14 protein-coding genes and 1 tRNA gene are annotated in these 20,657 nt (G+C 65.9%); 8 read left to right on the forward strand and 7 right to left on the reverse strand.

Features of this window, described 5'->3' with window-relative positions:
* Nucleotides 1-27: 27 nt before the first annotated feature.
* The 4 genes from zapE to G4D77_RS01310 all read right to left on the reverse strand — a co-directional run bounded on the left by zapE (nt 28) and on the right by G4D77_RS01310 (nt 6,941).
* Nucleotides 28-1,131, reverse strand: a complete 1,104-nt coding sequence (gene zapE, locus G4D77_RS01295; protein WP_016446859.1) for a cell division protein ZapE — start codon at nt 1,129-1,131, stop codon at nt 28-30.
* 95 nt (nt 1,132-1,226) lie between these two features.
* On the reverse strand, nt 1,227-2,654 hold the full coding sequence (lpdA, locus tag G4D77_RS01300) for a dihydrolipoyl dehydrogenase (protein WP_016446858.1): 1,428 nt from the start codon (nt 2,652-2,654) through the stop codon (nt 1,227-1,229).
* Nucleotides 2,655-2,744: 90 nt separating this feature from the next.
* Nucleotides 2,745-4,007 carry a 2-oxoglutarate dehydrogenase complex dihydrolipoyllysine-residue succinyltransferase gene (gene odhB / locus G4D77_RS01305; RefSeq protein ID WP_016454845.1) on the reverse strand — a complete coding sequence of 421 codons (1,263 nt, stop codon included), beginning with the start codon at nt 4,005-4,007 and terminating at the stop codon, nt 2,745-2,747.
* 54 nt (nt 4,008-4,061) lie between these two features.
* Nucleotides 4,062-6,941 (reverse strand): 2-oxoglutarate dehydrogenase E1 component, encoded by a 2,880-nt coding sequence (locus G4D77_RS01310; RefSeq protein ID WP_016446856.1) that lies wholly within the window; start codon nt 6,939-6,941, stop codon nt 4,062-4,064.
* Nucleotides 6,942-7,172: 231 nt separating this feature from the next.
* On the opposite strand from G4D77_RS01310, the gene G4D77_RS01315 reads away from it, so the two are divergent.
* The 8 genes from G4D77_RS01315 (at nt 7,173) to G4D77_RS01350 (ending at nt 18,235) form a co-directional block, all read left to right on the forward strand.
* On the forward strand, nt 7,173-8,360 hold the full coding sequence (locus G4D77_RS01315; RefSeq protein ID WP_046985511.1) for an AI-2E family transporter: 1,188 nt from the start codon (nt 7,173-7,175) through the stop codon (nt 8,358-8,360).
* 355 nt (nt 8,361-8,715) lie between these two features.
* Entirely contained in the window at nt 8,716-11,781 is a 3,066-nt protein-coding gene (gene fdnG, locus G4D77_RS01320) for a formate dehydrogenase-N subunit alpha (protein ID WP_080650104.1), read from the forward strand.
* 10 nt (nt 11,782-11,791) lie between these two features.
* Nucleotides 11,792-12,721 carry a formate dehydrogenase subunit beta gene (gene fdxH / locus G4D77_RS01325; RefSeq protein ID WP_012205325.1) on the forward strand — a complete coding sequence of 310 codons (930 nt, stop codon included), beginning with the start codon at nt 11,792-11,794 and terminating at the stop codon, nt 12,719-12,721.
* A complete protein-coding gene (locus tag G4D77_RS01330) occupies nt 12,718-13,344 on the forward strand; it encodes a formate dehydrogenase subunit gamma (protein ID WP_012205324.1) in 627 nt (208 codons plus the stop codon). Before fdxH ends, G4D77_RS01330 begins: the two co-directional genes overlap by 4 nt.
* Nucleotides 13,345-13,550: 206 nt before the next feature.
* A complete protein-coding gene (fdhE, locus tag G4D77_RS01335) occupies nt 13,551-14,525 on the forward strand; it encodes a formate dehydrogenase accessory protein FdhE (RefSeq protein WP_154834425.1) in 975 nt (324 codons plus the stop codon).
* Between the two features lie 14 nt (nt 14,526-14,539).
* Nucleotides 14,540-15,994 (forward strand): L-seryl-tRNA(Sec) selenium transferase, encoded by a 1,455-nt coding sequence (selA, locus tag G4D77_RS01340; RefSeq protein WP_154834426.1) that lies wholly within the window; start codon nt 14,540-14,542, stop codon nt 15,992-15,994.
* Between the two features lie 10 nt (nt 15,995-16,004).
* Nucleotides 16,005-17,945, forward strand: a complete 1,941-nt coding sequence (gene selB / locus G4D77_RS01345) for a selenocysteine-specific translation elongation factor (protein ID WP_154834427.1) — start codon at nt 16,005-16,007, stop codon at nt 17,943-17,945.
* 194 nt (nt 17,946-18,139) lie between these two features.
* Nucleotides 18,140-18,235 (forward strand) — tRNA-Sec (locus G4D77_RS01350).
* 33 nt (nt 18,236-18,268) lie between these two features.
* Here G4D77_RS01350 and yfiB read toward each other — a convergent pair.
* From yfiB to yfiR, 3 genes are read right to left on the reverse strand one after another with little or no spacing between them, the layout of a single operon-like run.
* Nucleotides 18,269-18,775 carry an outer membrane lipoprotein YfiB gene (gene yfiB / locus G4D77_RS01355; RefSeq protein WP_016446849.1) on the reverse strand — a complete coding sequence of 169 codons (507 nt, stop codon included), beginning with the start codon at nt 18,773-18,775 and terminating at the stop codon, nt 18,269-18,271.
* Between the two features lies 1 nt (nt 18,776).
* Nucleotides 18,777-20,006: a diguanylate cyclase DgcN/YfiN gene (gene dgcN, locus G4D77_RS01360; protein ID WP_016446848.1), complete on the reverse strand. Its 1,230-nt coding sequence runs from the start codon at nt 20,004-20,006 to the stop codon at nt 18,777-18,779.
* Entirely contained in the window at nt 20,003-20,572 is a 570-nt protein-coding gene (yfiR, locus tag G4D77_RS01365; protein ID WP_016446847.1) for a regulatory sequestration protein YfiR, read from the reverse strand. The genes dgcN and yfiR overlap by 4 nt, the downstream gene beginning before the upstream one ends.
* Nucleotides 20,573-20,657: the final 85 nt, after the last annotated feature.

The raw sequence follows: 20,657 nt of genomic DNA on the forward strand, positions 1-20,657 counted from the left end.
AAACGACGCCAGGCGCGGCCACCTGCCTCAGGTCAGGCTGGTATCCACCACGCGGCGCTCCAGCGCCAGGAATTCCTTGGACTGCATCTCGTTCAGGCGCGAGACGGTGCGGGGGAACTCATGGGCCAGCGGGCCCTCAGTGTAAAGCTGCTCGGGCGGCACGGCGGCCGAGATGACCAGCTTGACCCTGCGGTCGTACAGCACGTCCACCAGCCAGGTGAAGCGCCGCGCGGGCGACGCCATGTTGACCGGCATATAGGGCACATCGGACAGCAGCACGGTATGGAACTGGCTTGCGATCTCCAGGTAGTCGTTCTGCGAGCGCGGGCCGCCGCACAGCTCGCGGAAGTCGAACCAGACCACGCCACCGGCGCGGCGGCGCGCACGGATCTCGCGCGCCTCGATGTGCAGCACCGGGTCCTCGTCCTTGACCTCGGCCAGCTTGTCGAAGGTCTCGGTCATGGCCGCATCGGCCTCGGCACCCAGCGGCGTGTGGTAGAGCCTGGCGTTTTCCAGCGTGCGGCGGCGGTAGTCCGTGCCGTTGTCCACGTTGACGACTTCCATGCGCTCGTTGAGCAGGTCGATGGCCGGCAGGATGCGGTCGCGGTGCAGGCCGCCCGGGTACAGCTCGTCGGGCTTGAAGTTGGAGGTGGTGACAAAGCCCACGCCGTTGGCGAACAGCGACACCAGCAGCCGGTGCAGGATCATCGCGTCCGTGATGTCGGCCACGTGGAATTCATCGAAGCAGATCAGTTTGTACTTCTTGGAGATGCGCGCACCCAGCACGTCCAGCGGGTTCTGGGTGCCCTGCAGCACGGCGAGTTCACGGTGGACCTCGCGCATGAATTCATGGAAATGCAGGCGCACCTTGCGCCTGAGCGGCACGGCGTTGAAGAAGCAATCCATGAGAAAGCTCTTGCCGCGCCCCACCCCGCCGTACATGTAGACGCCACGGGGGATCTCGGGATGGTTGATGAGCTTCTTGAAGGCGTTGGAGCGGCGCTGGCGGTAGACCGTCCAGTCGTCGGCACAGCGCTGCAGCGCCTCGACGGCGCGCAGTTGCGCAGGATCACTGTGAAAGCCCTTGGCTACCAGTTCGGCCTCGTAGGCCTCTCGCACTGAAACGCTCATGCAGCATCAACCATTTGCTATGTATTCAGAAGCTGAAAGCGCTTGCAGAGCAAGCGCTTTCAGGTCTCGGATTGGCTAGATGGCTAGCCTGGCACTCAGAAGTTCAGCGTACGCTTGTCGACTGCCAGGGCAGCCTCCTTGGTGGCTTCGGACAGCGAGGGGTGGGCATGGCAGATGCGGGCGATGTCTTCGCTCGATGCCTTGAACTCCATGGCAACCACGGCTTCGGAGATCAGCTCCGAGACCATGGGGCCGACCATGTGCACGCCCAGGATCTCGTCGGTTTCGGCATCGGCCAGGAACTTGACCATGCCCGTGGTGTCGCCCAGGGCGCGCGCACGGCCGTTGGCCAGGAAGGGGAAGGTGCCGGCCTTGTACTTGACGCCCTGCTCCTTCAGCTGCTGCTCGGTGCGGCCCACCCAGGCGATTTCGGGGCTGGTGTAGATCACCCAGGGAATGGTGCCGAAGTTCACATGGCCATGCTGGCCGGCGATGCGCTCGGCCACGGCCACGGCCTCTTCCTCGGCCTTGTGCGCCAGCATCGGGCCGCGCACCACGTCGCCCACGGCCCAGACGCCGGGCAGGCTGGTCTTGCAGTCGTCATCGACCACGATGCAGCCGCGCTCGTCCAGGGCCAGGCCCACCGCCTCGGCATTGAGGCCGGCGGTGTTGGCCGTGCGGCCAATGGAGATGATGAGCTTGTCAGCCTCCAGCGCCTGGGCTTCACCCTTGGCGTTGGTGTAGGCGATGGACACGCCCTTCTTGCCGGACTTGACTTCGCCGATCTTCACGCCCAGCTCGATCTTCAGGCCCTGCTTGTCGAAGGCCTTCTTGGCTTCCTTGGCGATCTGCTCGTCCACGGCGGGCAGGAACTTGTCCATGCCTTCGAGCACGATGACTTCGGTGCCAAGACGGCGCCAGACCGAGCCCATTTCCAGGCCGATCACGCCGGCGCCGATCAGCGCCAGCTTCTTGGGGGCCTTGCCCAGGCGCAGGGCGCCATCGTTGGAGAGGATGTTTTCCTCGTCAAAGGGCACGCCGGGCAGAGCGCGGGCGTTGGAGCCGGTGGCCACCACGATCTGCTTGCCCGTCAGCACTTCCTCTTCCTTGCCGGCGACCTTGATCTCGTAGCCGCCTTCGACGGCCTTGACGAAGGAGCCACGGCCGTGGAAGAACGTGACCTTGTTCTTCTTGAACAGGTACAGGATGCCGTCGTTGTTCTGCTTCACGACCGCATCCTTGCGGGCGATCATCTTGGCCACGTCCATCTCGACCTTGCCGGTGGAGATGCCATGGTCGGCAAAGTGCAGGTTGGCGTGCTCGAAGTGCTCGGACGACTGCAGCAGGGCCTTGGAGGGAATGCAGCCCACGTTGGTGCAGGTGCCGCCCGGAGCGGCGCCGCCGGCGGCGTTCTTCCACTCGTCGATACAGGCCACGTTGAAGCCCAGTTGCGCGGCACGGATGGCGGCGATGTAGCCGCCAGGGCCCGCGCCGATGACGATGACGTCGAATTGCTTGCTCATTTCAGGAATCTCTTGTCTGTGATGCATGAAAAAACCCACCGCAGGGCGCGCGGCCAAGGGTGGGTTTTCGTCGTGTCGAACCCTGTGGAATTACAGGTCGAACAGCAGGCGCGAAGGATCTTCCAGCGCGTCCTTCATGGCCACCAGGCCCAGCACAGCTTCGCGGCCGTCGATGATGCGGTGGTCATAGGACATGGCCAGATAGTTCATCGGGCGCACCACGACCTGGCCGTTCTCGACCATGGCACGGTCCTTGGTGGCGTGCACGCCCAGGATGGCCGACTGGGGCGGGTTGATGATGGGGGTGGACATCATCGAGCCGAAGGTGCCGCCATTGGAGATGGAGAAGGTGCCGCCGGTCATTTCTTCAATGCCCAGCTTGCCTTCGGCGGCCTTCTTGCCGAATTCGGCAATTTTCTTTTCGATGTCGGCGAAGCTCATCTGGTCTGCATTGCGCAGGATGGGCACCACCAGGCCACGGGGCGAACCCACGGCGATACCGATGTCGAAGTAGCCGTGGTAGACGATGTCGTTGCCGTCCACGGATGCGTTGAGCACCGGGTACTTCTTCAGGGCGTGCACGGCCGCCTTGACGAAGAAGGACATGAAGCCCAGCTTGGTGCCGTGTTCCTTGGTGAAGGCGTCCTGGAACTTCTTGCGCAGATCCATCACCGGGGCCATGTTCACTTCATTGAACGTGGTCAGGATGGCGTTGGTGGACTGCGACTGCAGCAGACGCTCGGCCACGCGGGCACGCAGGCGGCTCATGGGCACGCGCTGCTCGGGACGGCCGCTGAGGTCTTCCTTGGCGGACGGAGCCGACACCTGGGGCAGCGCCTTGGTGGGCACGCCGGTGGGAATGACGGCAGCGGTGGACTGCACGCCGCCCTTGATGGCGGCCAGCGCGTCACCCTTGGTCACGCGGCCATCCTTGCCGGAGCCAGCCACGCCGGCGGCCGACAGGTTGTTTTCGGCCAGCAGCTTGGCAGCGGCGGGCATGGCGACATCACCCTTGCTGCCACCGGTGGCGGCCGCGGCTGCGGGCGCTGCAGCGGGAGCGGCTGCAGCGGCGGGGGCGGCTGCAGGAGCGGCAGCGGCCACACCGGCCACGCCTTCGGTGTCGATCTTGGCGATCAGTTGCTCGGCCACCACGGTGGCGCCGTCACCTTGCACGATCTCGGCCAGCACGCCAGCGGCGGGCGCGGGCACTTCGAGCACGACCTTGTCGGTTTCGATCTCGATGAGGATCTCATCGACTGCAACCGCTTCGCCGGCCTTCTTCTTCCAGGTCAGCATGGTGGCCTCAGCGATGGACTCGGACAGCTGGGGAACTTTGACTTCAACGATAGCCATTTGTGATTCTTTCCAAAAGTGTTCTGTACTGATACGTAGCGGGTGGGGGCTGCCTTACTTGTTCAGGACAAAACCCTTGAGCTTGGAGAACGCGCCTTCCACCAGGGCCTTTTGCTGCTCCTGGTGCAGGTGGGCGTAACCCACGGCGGGCGATGCCGAGGCAGCGCGGCCGGAGTAGCCCAGCTTCTGGCCATCGAGCATGTTCTCGTGGATGTAGTGCTGCACGAAGAACCAGGCGCCCTGGTTCTGCGGCTCGTCCTGGCACCAGACGATGTCGGTGGCGTTGCCGAACTTCTTCAGTTCAGCGGCGAAAGCCTTGTGCGGGAAGGGGTACAGCTGCTCGACGCGGATGATGGCGACGTCCTTGCTTTCCTTCTCGGTGCGCTTCTTGACCAGGTCGTAGTAGACCTTGCCGGAGCATGCGATCACGCGCTTGACCTTGGCCGCGTTCTTCACGACGGCTTCGTCCTGCTCGGGGATCACGGTCTGGAAACCGCCGCTGGTGAACTCGGACAGCGGCGAGGTGGCGTCCTTGTTGCGCAGCAGCGACTTGGGGGTCATGATGACCAGCGGCTTGCGCAGCGGGCGCACCATCTGGCGGCGCAGCACGTGGAAGATCTGGCTGGCCGTGGTCGGCTGCACGATCTGCATGTTGGCGTCGGCGGCCAGCTGCATGAAGCGCTCCAGGCGGGCCGAGCTGTGCTCGGGGCCCTGGCCTTCGTAGCCGTGCGGCAGCATCAGCGTCAGGCCGTTGATGCGGCCCCACTTGACTTCACCGGAGGCGATGAACTGGTCGATCACGACCTGGGCGCCGTTGGCGAAATCGCCGAACTGGGCTTCCCAGATCACCAGGGTGTTGGGGTCGTTCGACGCATAGCCGTACTCGAAGCCCAGCACGGCTTCTTCGGACAGGATGGAGTCGATGACGGTGAACGGAGCCTGGCTGTCGGCCACGTTCTGCAGCGGGATGTAGGTGCCTTCGCTCCACTTCTCGCGCTTTTGGTCATGGATGACCGAGTGGCGGTGCGTGAAGGTGCCGCGGCCGCAGTCCTCGCCCGACAGGCGCACGGGGTAGCCCGATGCGACCAGCGATGCGAAGGCCATGTGCTCACCCATGCCCCAGTCCACGTTGACTTCGCCGCGGCCCATGGCTGCGCGGTCGTCATAGACCTTCTTGACCAGCGCGTGCGGCGTCACGGTCTCGGGGATGGTGGTGATGCGTTCGGCCAGGCGCTTCCATTCCGTCAGCGGGATGGCGGTGTCGCCGGCGTCCGTCCAGGTCTTGCCCAGGAACGGGCTCCAGTCCACGGCGTACTTGCTCTTGAAGTTGGTCAGCACCGGGTCCACGGTGTGGCGGCCTTCGTCCATGGCGGCGCGGTAGGCCTTGGCCATGTCGTCGCCCAGCGATTCGCCCAGGCCCTGTGCGGCCAGCTTGTCGGCGTACAGCTTGCGCGTGCCGGGGTGGGCGCCGATCTTCTTGTACATCAGCGGCTGGGTCAGCGCGGGGGTGTCCTGCTCGTTGTGGCCCAGCTTGCGGAAGCAGACGATGTCCACGACCACGTCCTTGGAGAATTCCATGCGGAACTCCAGGGCCAGCTGCACGGCCAGCGCCACGGCTTCCGGATCATCGCCGTTGACGTGCAGCACGGGCGACTCGATCATCTTGACGATGTCGGTGCAGTACAGCGTGGAGCGGGTGTCGCGCGGATCGGAGGTGGTGAAGCCGATCTGGTTGTTGATGATGATGTGCACCGTGCCGCCCGTGGTGTAGCCACGGGTCTGGGCCAGCGCCAGGGTTTCCTGGTTCACGCCCTGGCCGGCGAAGGCTGCATCGCCGTGCACCAGCACGGGCAGCACCTGCTTGCCGTGCGGGTCGTCGCGGCGGTCCATGCGCGAGCGCACCGAGCCTTCGACCACGGGGTTGACGATTTCCAGGTGCGAGGGGTTGAAGGCCAGCGACAGGTGGACGGGGCCGCCTGCGGTGGACACGTCGGAGCTGAAGCCCTGGTGGTACTTCACGTCACCGGCGGGCAGGTCCTCGGGGGCGGTGTGGTCGAACTCGGCGAACAGGTCCTTGGGCATCTTGCCCAGGGTGTTGACCAGCACGTTCAGGCGGCCGCGGTGGGCCATGCCGATCACGACTTCCTGCACGCCCTTCTGGCCGGCAGCGTTGATCAGCTCGTCCATGGCGACGATGAAGCTCTCGCCACCTTCCAGCGAGAAGCGCTTTTGGCCGACGTACTTGGTGTGCAGGTAGCGTTCCAGGCCTTCGGCAGCCGTCAGGCGGTCGAGGATGCGCTTTTTCCGGCTGGCATCAAAGCTGGGCTTGGTACGGCTGGTTTCCAGCTTTTGCTGCCACCAGCGCTTTTGCGTCTGGTCCGTGGCATACATGTACTCGGAGCCGATGGTGCCGCAGTAGGTTTCGCGCAGAGCGTTCATCAGCTCGCGCAGGGACATGCTTTCCTTGCCGAAGAAGGTGTTGCTCGTGTTGAACACCGTTTCCTGGTCGGCATCGGTGAAGCCGTAGAACGACGGCTCCAGCTCGGGAATTTCGGGGCGCTCGGTGCGCTTGAGGGGGTCCAGATCGGCCCAGCGTGCGCCGACATTGCGGTAGGCGGCGATCAGTTGCTGGACGGCGGTGCGCTTGCGGCCCAGCTCGGAGTCGGCGCCGGAGGCCACGACCACCTTGGTGCCGCCTTGCTTGGCGCGCTCGGCGAAAGCGTTGATGACGGGCTGGTGCGGAACGTCCTTGGCGTCGGTGCCATCGACTGCGGGCACATGTTGCAGTGCATCAAAGTACTCGCGCCAGGAATCCGGCACGCTACCGGGATTGGCCAGGTAGTTTTCGTACATTTCTTCGACGTAGGGGGCATTGCCGCCGAAGAGGTAGGTATTGCCTTGGTAGGCTTGGTAGACCGACGTCTGATCGCTCATATTGCGCTGACCTCAGCCTCCCTGAGGGAGGCATTAGCTGGTTTGTGGAACCTTCCGCGACACGGCTGTACCGATTGGCGGATGCGACTGTGGCTGGGGAAGGGCCTGGTTGCGACCGCCATTGTGCCACCGTTCAAACATCGCAGCAGGGCAGTTACCAAGTGATTACCTGAACTCTCCGGGAGTTCCCGCAGTCGCGTACATTGGCGCATCTTCCGAACGGACCGCCAGATGAACCTGCTGCCCCTACACAAACGCACTTTCATGCTGCTGCTGATTGCGGCAACCATAGGCTTCGGTGCCGTGCTCTGGGAGTTCATGGGGGCCATCTTCTGGGGCGTCGCCCTGGCCATCCTGTTTTCGCCGCTGCACCGGCGCCTGCTGGCGCGCATGCCACGGCGCACCAATCTCGCCGCCCTGTCCACCCTGCTGCTGTGCCTGGTGGTGGCCATCCTGCCGCTGGCGCTGATCGGCGCCTCGCTGGTGCGCGAGGCCTCGTTGATCTATGAGCGCGTCAACAGCGGCAACCTGGATGCAGGCACCTATGTGCAACAGATCATGGACGCCCTGCCCTCCTGGGTCACACCCTGGCTGGAGAGGTTGCACCTGGGTTCGCTGGCCGAGCTGCAGGACAAGCTGTCCAGCATCGCCATGCAGGCCTCCAAGCTGGTCGCCACCAAGGCGCTGGGCATAGGCCAGAACACCTTCGGGTTTCTGGTCGGCTTCTGCGTGATGCTGTACCTGCTGTTCTTCCTGCTGCGTGACGGCCGCGACCTGACACAGCGCATCCGCATGGCCATCCCGCTGCAGTCCGATCACAAGGCCGAGCTGTCGAGCAAGTTCACCACCGTGATCCGCGCCACCGTCAAGGGCAACCTGGCCGTGGCGGCCGCCCAGGGCGCGCTGGGCGGGCTGATCTTCTGGATTCTGGGCATCCAGGGGCCCGTGCTGTGGGGCGTGGTGATGGCGTTCCTGTCGCTGCTGCCCGCCGTGGGCGCCGGCCTGATCTGGGCACCGGTGGCCATCTACTTCCTGGCCACCGGTGACATGGGCAAGGGCCTGATCCTGATCGCCTACGGCGTGCTGGTGATCGGACTGGTGGACAACGTGCTGCGCCCGCTGCTGGTGGGCAAGGACACCAAGATGCCCGACTACATCGTGCTGATCTCGACACTGGGCGGCATGGCTCTCTTCGGACTGACGGGTTTTGTGATAGGACCCGTGATCGCGGCGCTGTTCATGGCAATCTGGGACATGTTCACGCGCATGCAGCTGCAGGATGAGGAAAGGCGCCGCCAAATGGCCCAAACGGTGAACCCATCGGTGAACAAGACGGGTTTGGCGCATGCTGAATATCAGACGTCGGATGATCTGGGCCTCAAGCATGCCCCGCGCGATCCAGGCCCGCCGGCACGCTGATCCACCCCGGCCTCCGCTCCCGGGGGAGGCCAAAAACCCCATTCGGCAATTCAATCGACGCAAATGGTTCGCATTCACCCAATAGACTGGATTGATCGATGCCATTCAGCCAGCCAATGAATACCGGATTGATATAAAACAAAATATCCGAAGCCTTCAAACCAGATAATCAATTCAACTGATGAATCAGCCGGACACCGGGCCGGCAAGCCCCGCGCAGCAAGGCGCAGCGGGGAGGCCGCGCATGAATGCCGCACAGGCCGACTCGGGATTAAGGGTTATTTCCCGGATTGTTTTCGGGGTGCACTCGTAGAATTTGCTTACAAGCGTCAATTTCTATTAGAAGGTACCCCACATGGTCCAATTCTCCAGACGCCAGTTCATGAAAGTGACTGGTTCGACTCTGGCCGGATCCAGCCTGGCGTTGATGGGCTTCTCGCCCACGGCCGCCCTGGCTGAAGTGCGCCAGTTCAAGCTGGCCGCCACCACGGTCACCCGCCAGACCTGCACCTACTGTTCGGTAGGCTGCGGCATCCTGATGTATTCGCTGAGCGATGGCGTCAAGAACGCCAAGCTGTCGGTGATCCACGTCGAGGGAGATCCCGACCACCCCGTCAACCGCGGAACGCTGTGCCCCAAGGGCGCATCGCTGCTGGACTTCGTCCACAGCCCGCACCGCCTGAAGTATCCCGAGTACCGCGCGCCCGGCTCCACCGAGTGGAAGCGCATGTCCTGGGATGAGGCGCTGACCCGCATCACCAAGCTGCTCAAGGACGACCGCGACGCGAACTTCGTCGAGCAAAACGACAAGGGCCAGACGGTGAACCGCTGGCTGACCACCGGCATGCTGGCCGCCTCGGCCTCCAGCAACGAAGCCGGCTACGTCACACACAAGGTGGCCCGCTCCTGGGGCCTGCTCGCACTCGATAACCAAGCACGTGTCTGACACGGCCCGACGGTGGCAGGTCTTGCCCCGACGTTTGGCCGTGGAGCGATGACGAACCATTGGGTCGACATCAAGAACGCGGACGTTATCCTGATCATGGGCGGCAATGCCGCTGAAGCACATCCCTGCGGTTTCAAGTGGGTGACCGAAGCGAAGGAGCACAACGGTGCGCACTTCATGGTGGTCGATCCGCGCTTCAACCGCTCCGCCTCCGTGGCCGATTTCTACGCCCCCATCCGGTCGGGCTCGGACATCGTGTTCCTGGGTGGCGTGATCAACTATCTGCTGACGAACGACAAGATCCATCACGAGTACGTGAGGAACTACACCGACTTCTCGTACATCGTGAAGGAGGAGTTTGCGTTCGACGAGGGCATCTTCTCGGGCTACGACCCACAGACCCGCAAGTACGACAAGTCCAGCTGGGACTATGAACTCGACGCCGACGGCTACGTGAAGGTGGACGCCAGCCTGCAGCATCCGCGCTGCGTGTACCAATGGCTCAAGCGCCACTACGCCAGCTATACGCCCGAGAAGGTGGAGAGCGCCTGCGGCACGCCCAAGGAAAAATTCCTGCATGTGTGCGAGAAGCTGGCCTCGACGGCAGTGCCGGGCCGCGCCGCAACCATCCTGTACGCACTGGGCTGGACACAGCACACCACGGGTGCGCAGATCCTGCGCACGGGCGCCATGGTGCAGCTTCTGCTGGGCAACATCGGCGTGGCCGGCGGCGGCATGAATGCGCTGCGCGGGCACTCCAACATCCAGGGCCTGACGGACCTGGGGATTCTGTCGGCTTCGCTGCCAGGCTATCTGACGCTGCCCAACGAAGGCGAGCAGGACTACCAGAAGTACATCGACGCGCGCACGCCCAAGGCCATGCGCCCGGGCCAGATGAACTACTGGTCGAACACGCCCAAGTTCCACGTGAGCCTGATGAAGGCCTGGTGGGGACCGGCGGCCACGGCCGAGAACAACTGGGCCTTCAACTACCTGCCCAAGCTGGACAAGCAGTACGACATGCTGCAGGTGTTCGACATGATGGCGCAGGGCAAGATCAACGGCTACATCGCCCAGGGCTTCAACCCGCTGGCGGCTCTTGCGAACAGCAACAATGTGCGCGAAGGCCTCAAGAAGCTGAAGTTCCTGGTGATCATGGACCCGCTGGTCACCGAAACGTCGGAGTTCTGGAAGAACCACGGCGAGTTCAACGACGTAGATTCGGCATCCATCCAGACCGAGGTGTTCCGCCTGCCCACGACCTGCTTTGCCGAGGAAGACGGCGCCGTCGTCAGTTCCTCGCGCGTGCTGCAGTGGCACTGGAAGGCGGCCGAGCCCCCGGGCGAAGCCAAGACCGACATCGCCATCATGTCGGCCCTGCACCTGCGCCTGAAGCAGGCCTACGAGAAGGACGGCGGCAAGTTCCCCGAGCCGATCACCAAGCTGTGGTGGCCGTATGCCCATGCCGATCATCCGACTTCGGAAGAGATCGCCAAGGAGTACAACGGCCGCGCGCTGGTGGACCTGTTCGACCCCAAGGACCCGACCAAGCTCATCCGCAAGGCCGGCGAGCAGCTCGCCGGCTTCGGCGAGATGCGCGACGACGGCACGACGATGGGCGGCTGCTGGATCTGGGCTGGCTGCTGGACCTCGTCCGGCAACCAGATGGCCCGACGCGACAACAGCGACCCTACGGGCATAGGCAATACGCTGAACTGGGCCTGGGCCTGGCCGGCCAACCGCCGCGTGCTCTACAACCGTGCCTCGTGCGACCGCAACGGCCAGCCGTTCAATCCCCAGCGCACGCTGATCCGCTGGAACGGCAAGGCCTGGGGCGGCGCCGACGTGCCCGACATGGGTCCGACCATGCCGCCGGAGACCACCGATCCGTTCATCATGAACCCCGAGGGCGTGGCGCGCTTCTTCGCCCGCAAGGGCATGAACGAGGGACCGTTCCCCACCCACTACGAGGCCTTCGACAACCCGCTGGGATACAACCCCATGTATCCCGACAACAAGCTGGCTGTCATCAACCCGGCCGCCCGCATCTTCGACTCCGCCAAGGATTCGGCAGGCTCGCCCAGCGAGTTCCCGCATGTGGGCACGACGTACCGCCTGACCGAGCACTTCCACTATTGGACCAAGCACGTTCAGTTGAACAACATCGTTCAGCCCGAGCAGTTCGTGGAAATCGGCGAGGCGCTGGCCAAGGAACTGGGCATCGAGACGGGCCAGCATGTGAAGGTCAGCTCCAAGCGCGGCTTCGTCAAGGCCGCCGCCGTGGTGACCAAGCGCATCAAGCCCATGAAGATCGATGGCAAGACCATCCACCACGTGGGCGTGCCCATTCACTGGGGCTTCTCGTCGACGGGCCGCAAGGGCTACATGGCCAACAACCTGACGGCATCGGTGGGCGATGGCAACAGCCTTACCCCGGAATCCAAGACCTTCCTCGTGAAGGTGGAAAAGGTTTAAGGAGCAGCTGATGTCATCAACCATGTCTCTCGATATCAAGCGTCGCTCGGCCACGACGACGCCTGCTCCCAGTGCGCGCGAAACGCACAGCGGTGAGGTGGCCAAGCTCATCGATGTCTCCAAGTGCATCGGGTGCAAGGCCTGCCAGACCGCCTGCATGGAGTGGAACGACCTGCGCGACGAAATCGGCACCTGCGCGGCCGGCGTCTATGACAACCCGACCGATCTGACCGATCAGTCGTGGACCGTCATGCGCTTTACCGAGTACGAGAACGAAGCGACCGGCAACCTGGAGTGGCTGATCCGCAAGGACGGCTGCATGCACTGCGAGGACCCGGGCTGCCTGAAGGCCTGCCCCTCGCCGGGCGCCATCGTGCAGTACAGCAACGGCATCGTGGACTTCCAGCAGGACCAGTGCGTGGGCTGCGGCTACTGCGTCACGGGCTGCCCGTTCAACATCCCGCGCATCTCCAAGAAGGACCACAAGGCCTACAAGTGCACGCTGTGCTCGGACCGCGTGGCCGTCGGCCGGGAGCCTGCCTGTGTCAAGACCTGCCCCACCGGCGCCATCATGTTCGGCACCAAGGAGGCGATGAAGGACCAGGCCGAGCACCGCATCGGCGACCTCAAGCGGCGCGGCTATGCCGAGGCGGGCCTGTATGACCCGCAGGGCGTGGGCGGCACCCATGTGATGTACGTGCTGCATCACGCGGACAAGCCTTCGCTGTACAAGGGCCTGCCCGACGACCCGAAGATCAGCCCCATGGTGTCCCTGTGGAAGGGTGTGGCCAAGCCGCTGGCCATGGCCGCGCTGGGCGCAGCTGCCGTCGGCAGCCTGTTCCACTACATCACCAAGGGCCCGAACGACGTGTCCAAGGAACTGGAAGACGAAATGGACCGCAAGGACCAGGAAGCCGCTGAAAAGGAGGCCCGCCGATGAAACGCAACCCACGTGACCTGGTGCGCTACAACGCATCGGAGCGTGCCAACCACTGGGTGGTCGGCATCTGCTTCATCCTGCTGGCGCTGTCGGGCCTGGCGTTCTTCCACCCGGCCTTCTTCCCGCTCACGCAGCTGTTCGGCGGCGGGCCGTGGACACGCATCCTGCACCCCTACATCGGGGTGGTGATGGCGCTGTTCTTCATCATCATGGCGCTGCGCTTCTGGCGCCTGAACGTGGTCGAGCCGCGCGACATCGAGTGGCTCAAGAACGTCAACAAGATGATCGACGGCGACGACCACGACATGCCCGAGCAGGGCAAGTACAACGGCGGCCAGAAGCTGCTGTTCTGGGGCCTGGTCATCGGCATGCTGGCGATCACCGTGACCGGCGCGCTCATGTGGCGCGCCTGGTGGACGCTGCCCGTCAACGTGGTGCGCGCCGCCTCGGTGGTGCACGCCATTGCGGGCGTGTGGATGATCGGCCTGATCATCATGCACGTGTACGCGGCCATCTGGACCCGGGGCACCATCCGCGCCATGCTGTACGGCACGGTGACACGGGCCTGGGCCAAGCAGCACCACCGGGGGTGGTATCGCAAGATGACCGGTGATAATGACTGACACCCCCTGAGCGGCTTACGCCGCTTCCCCCTCTCTACTCGCTGCGCGAGGGAGGGGGACGGCACCCTCGGTGCGGGACGGCCCTTCCTCGGTGCCCCTCGCCTTGGGCCGCGCCAGTTTTCACAGACATGGCGTCATACTAGGCATCAGCCTGAGCACCCAGCCGCCCAGCGATCCGGGCGGCTGTTTTTTTGGGATTCATTCCAATGCAACGCATTCTTCAACCCGGCGATATCGAGTCGCTGGACCACACCAGTTTTCCGCGCGTGCTGCTGCCGCAGTTGCCGGGGCTGTTCGTCGAGCGGGCGGCGCGGCTGCGGCAGCTGGCCGAGGGCAATCCGATTGCCGACTACCTGCGGTTTGTGGCGCAGATCGTGGACGCGCAGGCCAAGGCGGCCGGGCAGCTGACGCTGGCCGCGCCCGATGCGGCGCTGATCGCGCGGGCGCAGGAGCATTCCATGCCGCTGCTGCCTGCCGCCGACCATATCGATGCCGCCTGGCATGGCGTGCTGGACCGCATGCTCGATGCCCTGTCGGGCGCCGACGGCCTGCCAGCGCCGCTGCAGCCGCTGCTGCAGGAGCTGCGCGCGCTGGACACGGCCGGGCGTGACGAGATCGCGCAGCGGCTGCTGCAAAAGGAAGTGGCGGCCCGCCACGTGGGCATGGCGCCCTTTGTGATGGCTGCGCTGCAGGTGGTGTTTGCCACGCGCGCCAGCGGCCTGAACGCACGCGACGTGCCCTATACCGATCCCGCCTCGATCTGTCCCGTCTGCGCCAGCGAGCCCGTGGCCAGCGTGTTGCGCATTGGCGGCAAGGCCGCAGGCCATCGCTACCTGCACTGCGGCACCTGCTGCACGGAGTGGCACATGGTGCGCGTCAAGTGCTCCCACTGCGAGTCGACCAAGGGCGTCGAGTACCAGGGCATCGATGGCGCAGGCGATACCGTGCTGGCCGAGACCTGCGAGGAATGCGGCAGCTACCGCAAGGTGGTCAACCAGGAAAAGGACCCGATGGCCGAGCCCCTGGCCGACGACCTGGCCTCGCTGATGCTGGACCTGCTGATGGGCGAGGAGACGCGCTTTCAGCGCGCCAGCGCCAATCCCCTGCTCTACGTGGCCTTTGCCGAGGAGCAGGACGAGGCCGGCGACGCGCTGATAGACCCCGCCACGCCTGCTGCCTGACCCTTTCGCACACCATGACCGATACCGCCGCCACCTCTGCCGCTTCCTCCACCCCGTCCGCGCTGCGCCTGCCTGCCGTGGACAAGGTGCTGCTGAGCGCCGACATGCTCGCGCTGCGCGAGCGCCACGGCCTTGATGCCTGCACCCAGGCCGTGCGCGAGACACTGGCACAGATGCGGGCCGATGCGCAGCAGCGGCTGCGGTCCGGCGAGCCCGATGCAGGCGCGCCCGGCATCACCGAGGTGATCCAGGCGGCCGGCCTGCGCCTGGCGCGGCGCTTTGCGCCCCGCCTGCGCACGGTCTTCAACCTCACGGGCACGGTGCTGCACACCAACCTGGGCCGCGCCCTGCTGCCGCAGGAGGCCGTGGACGCCGTGGTGGCCGCCATGACGGCGCCGGCCAACCTGGAGTACGACCTGGAGGACGGCGGCCGTGGCGACCGCGACGACCTGATCGAATCCCTGGTCTGCGAACTCACGGGCGCCGAGGCCTGCACCGTGGTCAACAACAACGCCGCCGCCGTGCTGCTGACCCTGGCCACGCTGGCGGCCGGGCGCGAGGTCATCGTCTCGCGCGGCGAGCTGGTGGAGATCGGCGGGGCCTTCCGCATCCCCGACGTGATGACGCGCGCGGGCGCCACCCTGGTCGAGGTGGGCACCACCAACCGTACCCATGCGCGCGACTACGAAGGCGCTGTCGGCGAACACACCGGCCTGCTCATGAAGGTGCATTGCAGCAACTACGCCATCACCGGCTTCACCAAGGCCGTGAGCGACGCCGAGGTGGCATCCATTGCCCACGCGCACGGCCTGCAGATGGTGGTGGACCTGGGCAGCGGCACCCTGGTCGATCTGCGCGAATGGGGCCTGCCCTACGAGGTCACGGTGCGCGAGACCATCGAGTCGGGCGCCGACATCGTCACCTTCAGCGGCGACAAGCTGCTGGGCGGTCCGCAGGCCGGCCTGATCGTGGGCCGCAAGGACCTGATCGCCCGCATCAAGAAACACCCGCTCAAGCGCGCGCTGCGCGTGAGCAAGCTCACCCTGGCCGCGCTGGAGCCCACGCTGCGCCTGTACCTGCACCCCGAAAAGCTGGCCGAGCGCCTGACCACGCTGCGCCTGTTCACGCGCCCCCAGGCCGACATGCAGGCCCGCGCGCAGGCGCTGCAGCCGCTGGTGCAGCAGGCGCTGGGCAGCCGCTATGTGGTGGAAACCGCCGAGATGAACAGCCAGATCGGCAGCGGCGCCCTGCCCGTGGAGAACCTGCCCAGCTGGGGCCTGCGACTGCATCCGGCCGACGGTCGCCAGGCCGGCCGCCAGCTCACCCGGCTTGAAGCGGGCCTGCGCGGCCTGCCCCGCCCCGTCATCGGCCGGCTGCATGACGACGCGCTGTGGCTGGACCTGCGCTGCCTGGAGGCAGCCGACGAGCCAGCCTTCACCGAACAGCTGCCGCTGCTGCACATCGCCTGAGGACGAACGCATGATCATTGGCACCGCCGGCCACATCGACCACGGCAAGACCACCCTGGTGCGCGCGCTCACGGGCGTGGACACCGACCGCCTCAAGGAAGAGAAGGCGCGCGGCATCTCCATCGAGCTGGGCTATGCCTACACGCCGCTGCCCAATGGCGAGGTACTGGGCATCATCGACGTGCCCGGCCACGAAAAATTCGTGCACACCATGGCCGCAGGCGCCGTGGGCATAGACCACGCCCTGCTGGTGGTGGCGGCCGACGACGGCGTCATGCCGCAGACGCGCGAGCACCTGGACATCCTGCAGCTGCTGGGCGTGCGCGAAGCCACCGTGGCCCTGACCAAGGCCGACCGCGCCACGCCCGAGCGCCTGCAGCAGGTGTGTGCCGAGATCGAGTCCCTGCTGGCGCCCACGGCGCTGGCCGGCGCCCCGGTCTTTCCCACCGCCGCCGCCCAGCCCGGTGACACGGGCGTGGCGCAGCTGCGCGAGCACCTCATGGCGCGTGCCCAGTCCATTCCCGCGCGGGCCAGCGACGGACTGTTCCGCCTGGCCGTGGACCGCAGCTTCACGCTGCCGGGCCAGGGCACCGTGGTCACAGGCACCGTGTTCGGCGGGCAGGTGAAAGTCGGCGACACGCTGGTGCACTCGGCCTCGGGCACCGAGGTGCGCGTGCGCAGCCTGCATGCCCAGAACCAGGCCAGCGAACAGGGCCTTGCCGGCCAGCGCTGCGCGCTCAACCTGTCGGGCATTGCCAAGGAAGCCATCACGCGCGGCGACTGGATCGCCGACGCACGGCTGCTGCAGGCCAGCGACCGGATCGACGTGCGCCTGCAACTGCTGGCCGATGCGCCATCACTGGCCCAATGGACGCCTGTGCATGTGCACATCGGTACGGCGCGCTGCACGGCCCACGTGGCCCTGCTGCAGGACCAGCCGCTGGGTCCCGGCGAGCAGGCCATCGTCCAACTGGTGCTGGACATGCCCGTACATGCCCAACCCGGCGACCGGCTCATCGTGCGCAATGCCCAGGCCAACCGTACGATTGCGGGCGGCAGCGTCATCGACCCCTTTGCTCCCGCACGCAAGCGCCGCAGCCCCGAGCGCACGGCCTATCTGCAGGCGCTGGAATCGCTGATTGCCACCGGAGACGCCAGCGCGCTGGTGCAAGGCGCGGCGCACGGCATTGCCACGTCGCAGCTCATGCGCCTGACGGGCCGCGCATCCGTGGCCACGGACAACGTCGGGCACCGGCTGCACCGACTTCCACTGGCCGAGGGCGACACGCTGTTGCTGGGTGACGCACGCTGGACGCAGCTGCGCGGCCAGGTGCTGGACAGCATGGCGCGCTTTCACGAAAAAAACCCCGACGAGCCCGGTGTGAACGCGGCACGCCTGCGCCGCATGGCACTGTCCGGCCTGGTCCATGCAGGACATGACGCGCTGTGGAAAGGCCTGCTGCAAACGCTGCTGCAGGATGGCAGCCTGGCCGCCAGCGGCGCCTGGCTGCACCTGCCCGGCCACAGCGTGCAACTGTCGGACAGCGAAACACAGATCGCCCAGAAACTGCTGCCGGCCATCGAAGCCGGCCGCTACGACCCGCCCTGGGTGCGCGACCTGGCACGCGACAACGCCATCGGCGAGGAAACCGTGCGCCAGCTGCTGCGCAAGCTCGCGCGCCAGGGACTGCTGTTTCAGGTGACCAAGGACCTGTTCTACTCCGCCGCCCGCACGGACGAACTCGCCGCCCTGGTGCGCGAACTGGCCGCCGCCACCCCCAACGGCGAAATCCAGGCCCACGCCTTTCGCGATGCCACAGGCCTGGGCCGCAAGCGCGCCATCCAGATCCTCGAATTCTTCGACCGCATCGGCTACACCCGCCGCCTGCGCGACGCCCACCTGCTGCGCCCCGATGTGCAGTGGACCACTGGCGCCACAGCAAGAATTTGAGGCAAGGGGCCGCTACAATGGCCAGCTTTGCTTCGCCACGGCGCCAGCAACCGGCGCGGCCCAGGGCGAGAGACACCGAGCAAGGGCCGCCCCGCAGCAAGGGTGTCGTCCCCCTCCCCCGCGAAGCGGGTAGAGAGGCGCCGTGCAACGGGGGGAAGCGGCGTAAGCCGCTCAGGGGGAGCTTCAATCCAGAAGGAAAGCATACGCACCCGGTGGTGCGCCCGGGCTTCAAACCCGGTCAGGGGCGTCAGCCGCTCCTGGGTAGGTTCGACTCCTGCTGCTTTCCGCCAATCCCCCCGACTCTGATCCCAGCCAGGTTCCGGCTATTGCAAGGGCACGACGATGGCCACGCGGCGGTTCTCCGCCGCATCGCTGGGCACCACGGGCATGGCGCGGCCCAGGCCCTTGACCTCGATATCCTGGCGCGCCAGGCCGGCTTCGGCCAGCACATCGGCCACGGCCTCTGCGCGGCGCAGCGACAGGCGCATGTTGTAGGCATCGCTGCCGCGATCGTCCGTATGGCCTTCCACGCGCAGCCGCTCTATGCCCACGCCCTTGAGCGCCCGCCCCAGTTCCAGCACCTTGGTGCGCGCCTGGGCGCCGACTTCGGCCGAGTCAAAGCCGAACAGCAGCTTGCCCGACATCTGCAGCTCCCAGCCCTGCTCCGCCTGTGCAAAGCCCTGGCTGCGCAGCACTTGCTGCTGCTGCTCGGTCAGGCCCTGCGGCGTAGGCGGCGCCTCGGGCGCCGCCTTGCAGCCCGCCAGCGCAAGGGCCAGCACAGCGGCCGCACCTGCGCCGCACATCCGGGTCCAGCTCCGTCGTTTCAACATGTCATCCTCCTGTGACTCGTTCGGCCTGGCGCATGGCCTTGGCCTGGTACATGGCCTGGTCGGCATGGCGCATCAGCGTCTCCATGCTCTGGCCATGCTTGGGAAAAAGGGCCACGCCCGCACTGACCGAAGGCTGCAGCACCACGCCTTCGCTGACCACCAAAGGCTCATGCATGGCGGCCTCTATCTTGTCCCGCACCATCTGCGCATCGCCGCCCCCGCCCACGGGATAGAGCAGGATGGCGAACTCATCGCCGCCCAGCCGCGCGACCAGATCGCTCTCGCGCACCTGCGAGCGCAGTCTTGCGCCTACGGCCTTGAGCAGCACATCGCCCACAGCATGGCCGTACGCGTCGTTGACCTGCTTGAAGCGGTCGTTGTCCAGAAACAGCACGGCCAGCTTCTGTCCGGTTTCGGCCGCGTTGTCCAGCGCCTGCTGCAGGCGCTGCTCGAAATGCAGGCGGTTGGCCAGCCCCGTGAGGCTGTCTCGCGAAGCCTGGCGCTCCAGGGCCGAATTTTGCTGCTGCAGCCGCTCGTGGCGTGTCTGCAGCTCGGCCAGCAGGGCATTGAAGTTGTCTCCCAACTCGCGCAGTTCGGCAATGCGCGCCAGCGGCACGCGCTGGTCCATGGACCGGTCATGGCGCACGGCGTGCGCCACGCGCGCCAACTGCTGCAGCGGTTCGGCAATGTCGCGCAGCATGCGGCGCGATTGGCGCAGCCCCACATAGCCGCTCACGCCCACGCACAGCACCAGCACGATGAAGCCTGCGCCCAGAAAGCGGACCAGGCCCACGCCATCGCTGGACAGCTGCACGCTCCCGACCAGGCGGCCATCCTGGCGCACATCGGCCTCGGCGCGCGGCAGGCCTATGCCTATGGCCAGCAGTTCACCCACGCTGGACAGCGCCGAGCCGCCATGGCCCGACCACTGCACGAACGGGCGCTGCTCGGCATCGAAAACCTCGGCATGGGCCACGCCTTCGCCGCGCAGCAATTGGTCCAGCACGCGGGCAGCCTCGTCACGGTCACCGAAGACCAGCGATGCCTCGACCGTATAGGCCAGCGAACGTGCCACCAGATGCAGGTTGTTGGACAGGTAAAGACGCAGGGTGGCCACGCCGACGATGAGCAGCAGCGCGCCCGCCAGCGCAATGGCCACCGCCGCCATGCGCATGTGCGCGCGGCGGATCACGTTGCGCAGGGAGGCGCTGCCGGACAGGAACAACTTCATGGCAACGTCCTGTGGCGCGCAAGCTGCAGCACCTTGGGATTGACGCGCAGGCCGCTGCGTGCCACGGAGTCGAGGCTGACCTCGAAGCCCGCGCCCTCGCCACGGCGGCGCAGGCAGAACATGGCGCCGATGCGGCACAGCTCTCCCCGCTCGCTGATGGTCAGCAGCGGCCGTCCGGCCAGTTGCTCCATGAGCTTGCGCCAGGCCGCTTCATCGAGCTGGCCGGCATAGATGCCTTCGCATTCGGCCAGGATGCGCGCATCGGAAAGCACGACGCGCCGGACTTCCAGCCGCTGGCTGCCCACGGTCTGCGGGGCACCATTGAGCAGATCATCGGCATATTCGGTGGAGCCCACCACGCACAGCCGCAGCACCGCGCTTTCCGTGGGCCAGCGCGTGTAGCCCAGGATGCCTAAGACTGTGCGTGTCACGCCCAGCTCATGCTCGTCGGCCGATGGTTCGGCGTGCGCCTGCCCCACCAGCCCCACCCAACCCGTTTGCAGCGCCAGCAGGCACACGGCCACCCAGGCCCAGGCTGGCGGCAGGCCCTTGATCCTGCCACCCATGCACCACCTGCGGGATGGGAGAAGTGAGCGCTGCGAGCGCTGTGAGCGATTTATGCGAACAGCCAACCAAGGCTCCTTGAACGGG

Origin of the sequence: Delftia sp. WY8 (assembly GCF_018437695.1) — a bacterium.
Lineage (GTDB): Bacteria > Pseudomonadota > Gammaproteobacteria > Burkholderiales > Burkholderiaceae_C > Comamonas > Comamonas tsuruhatensis.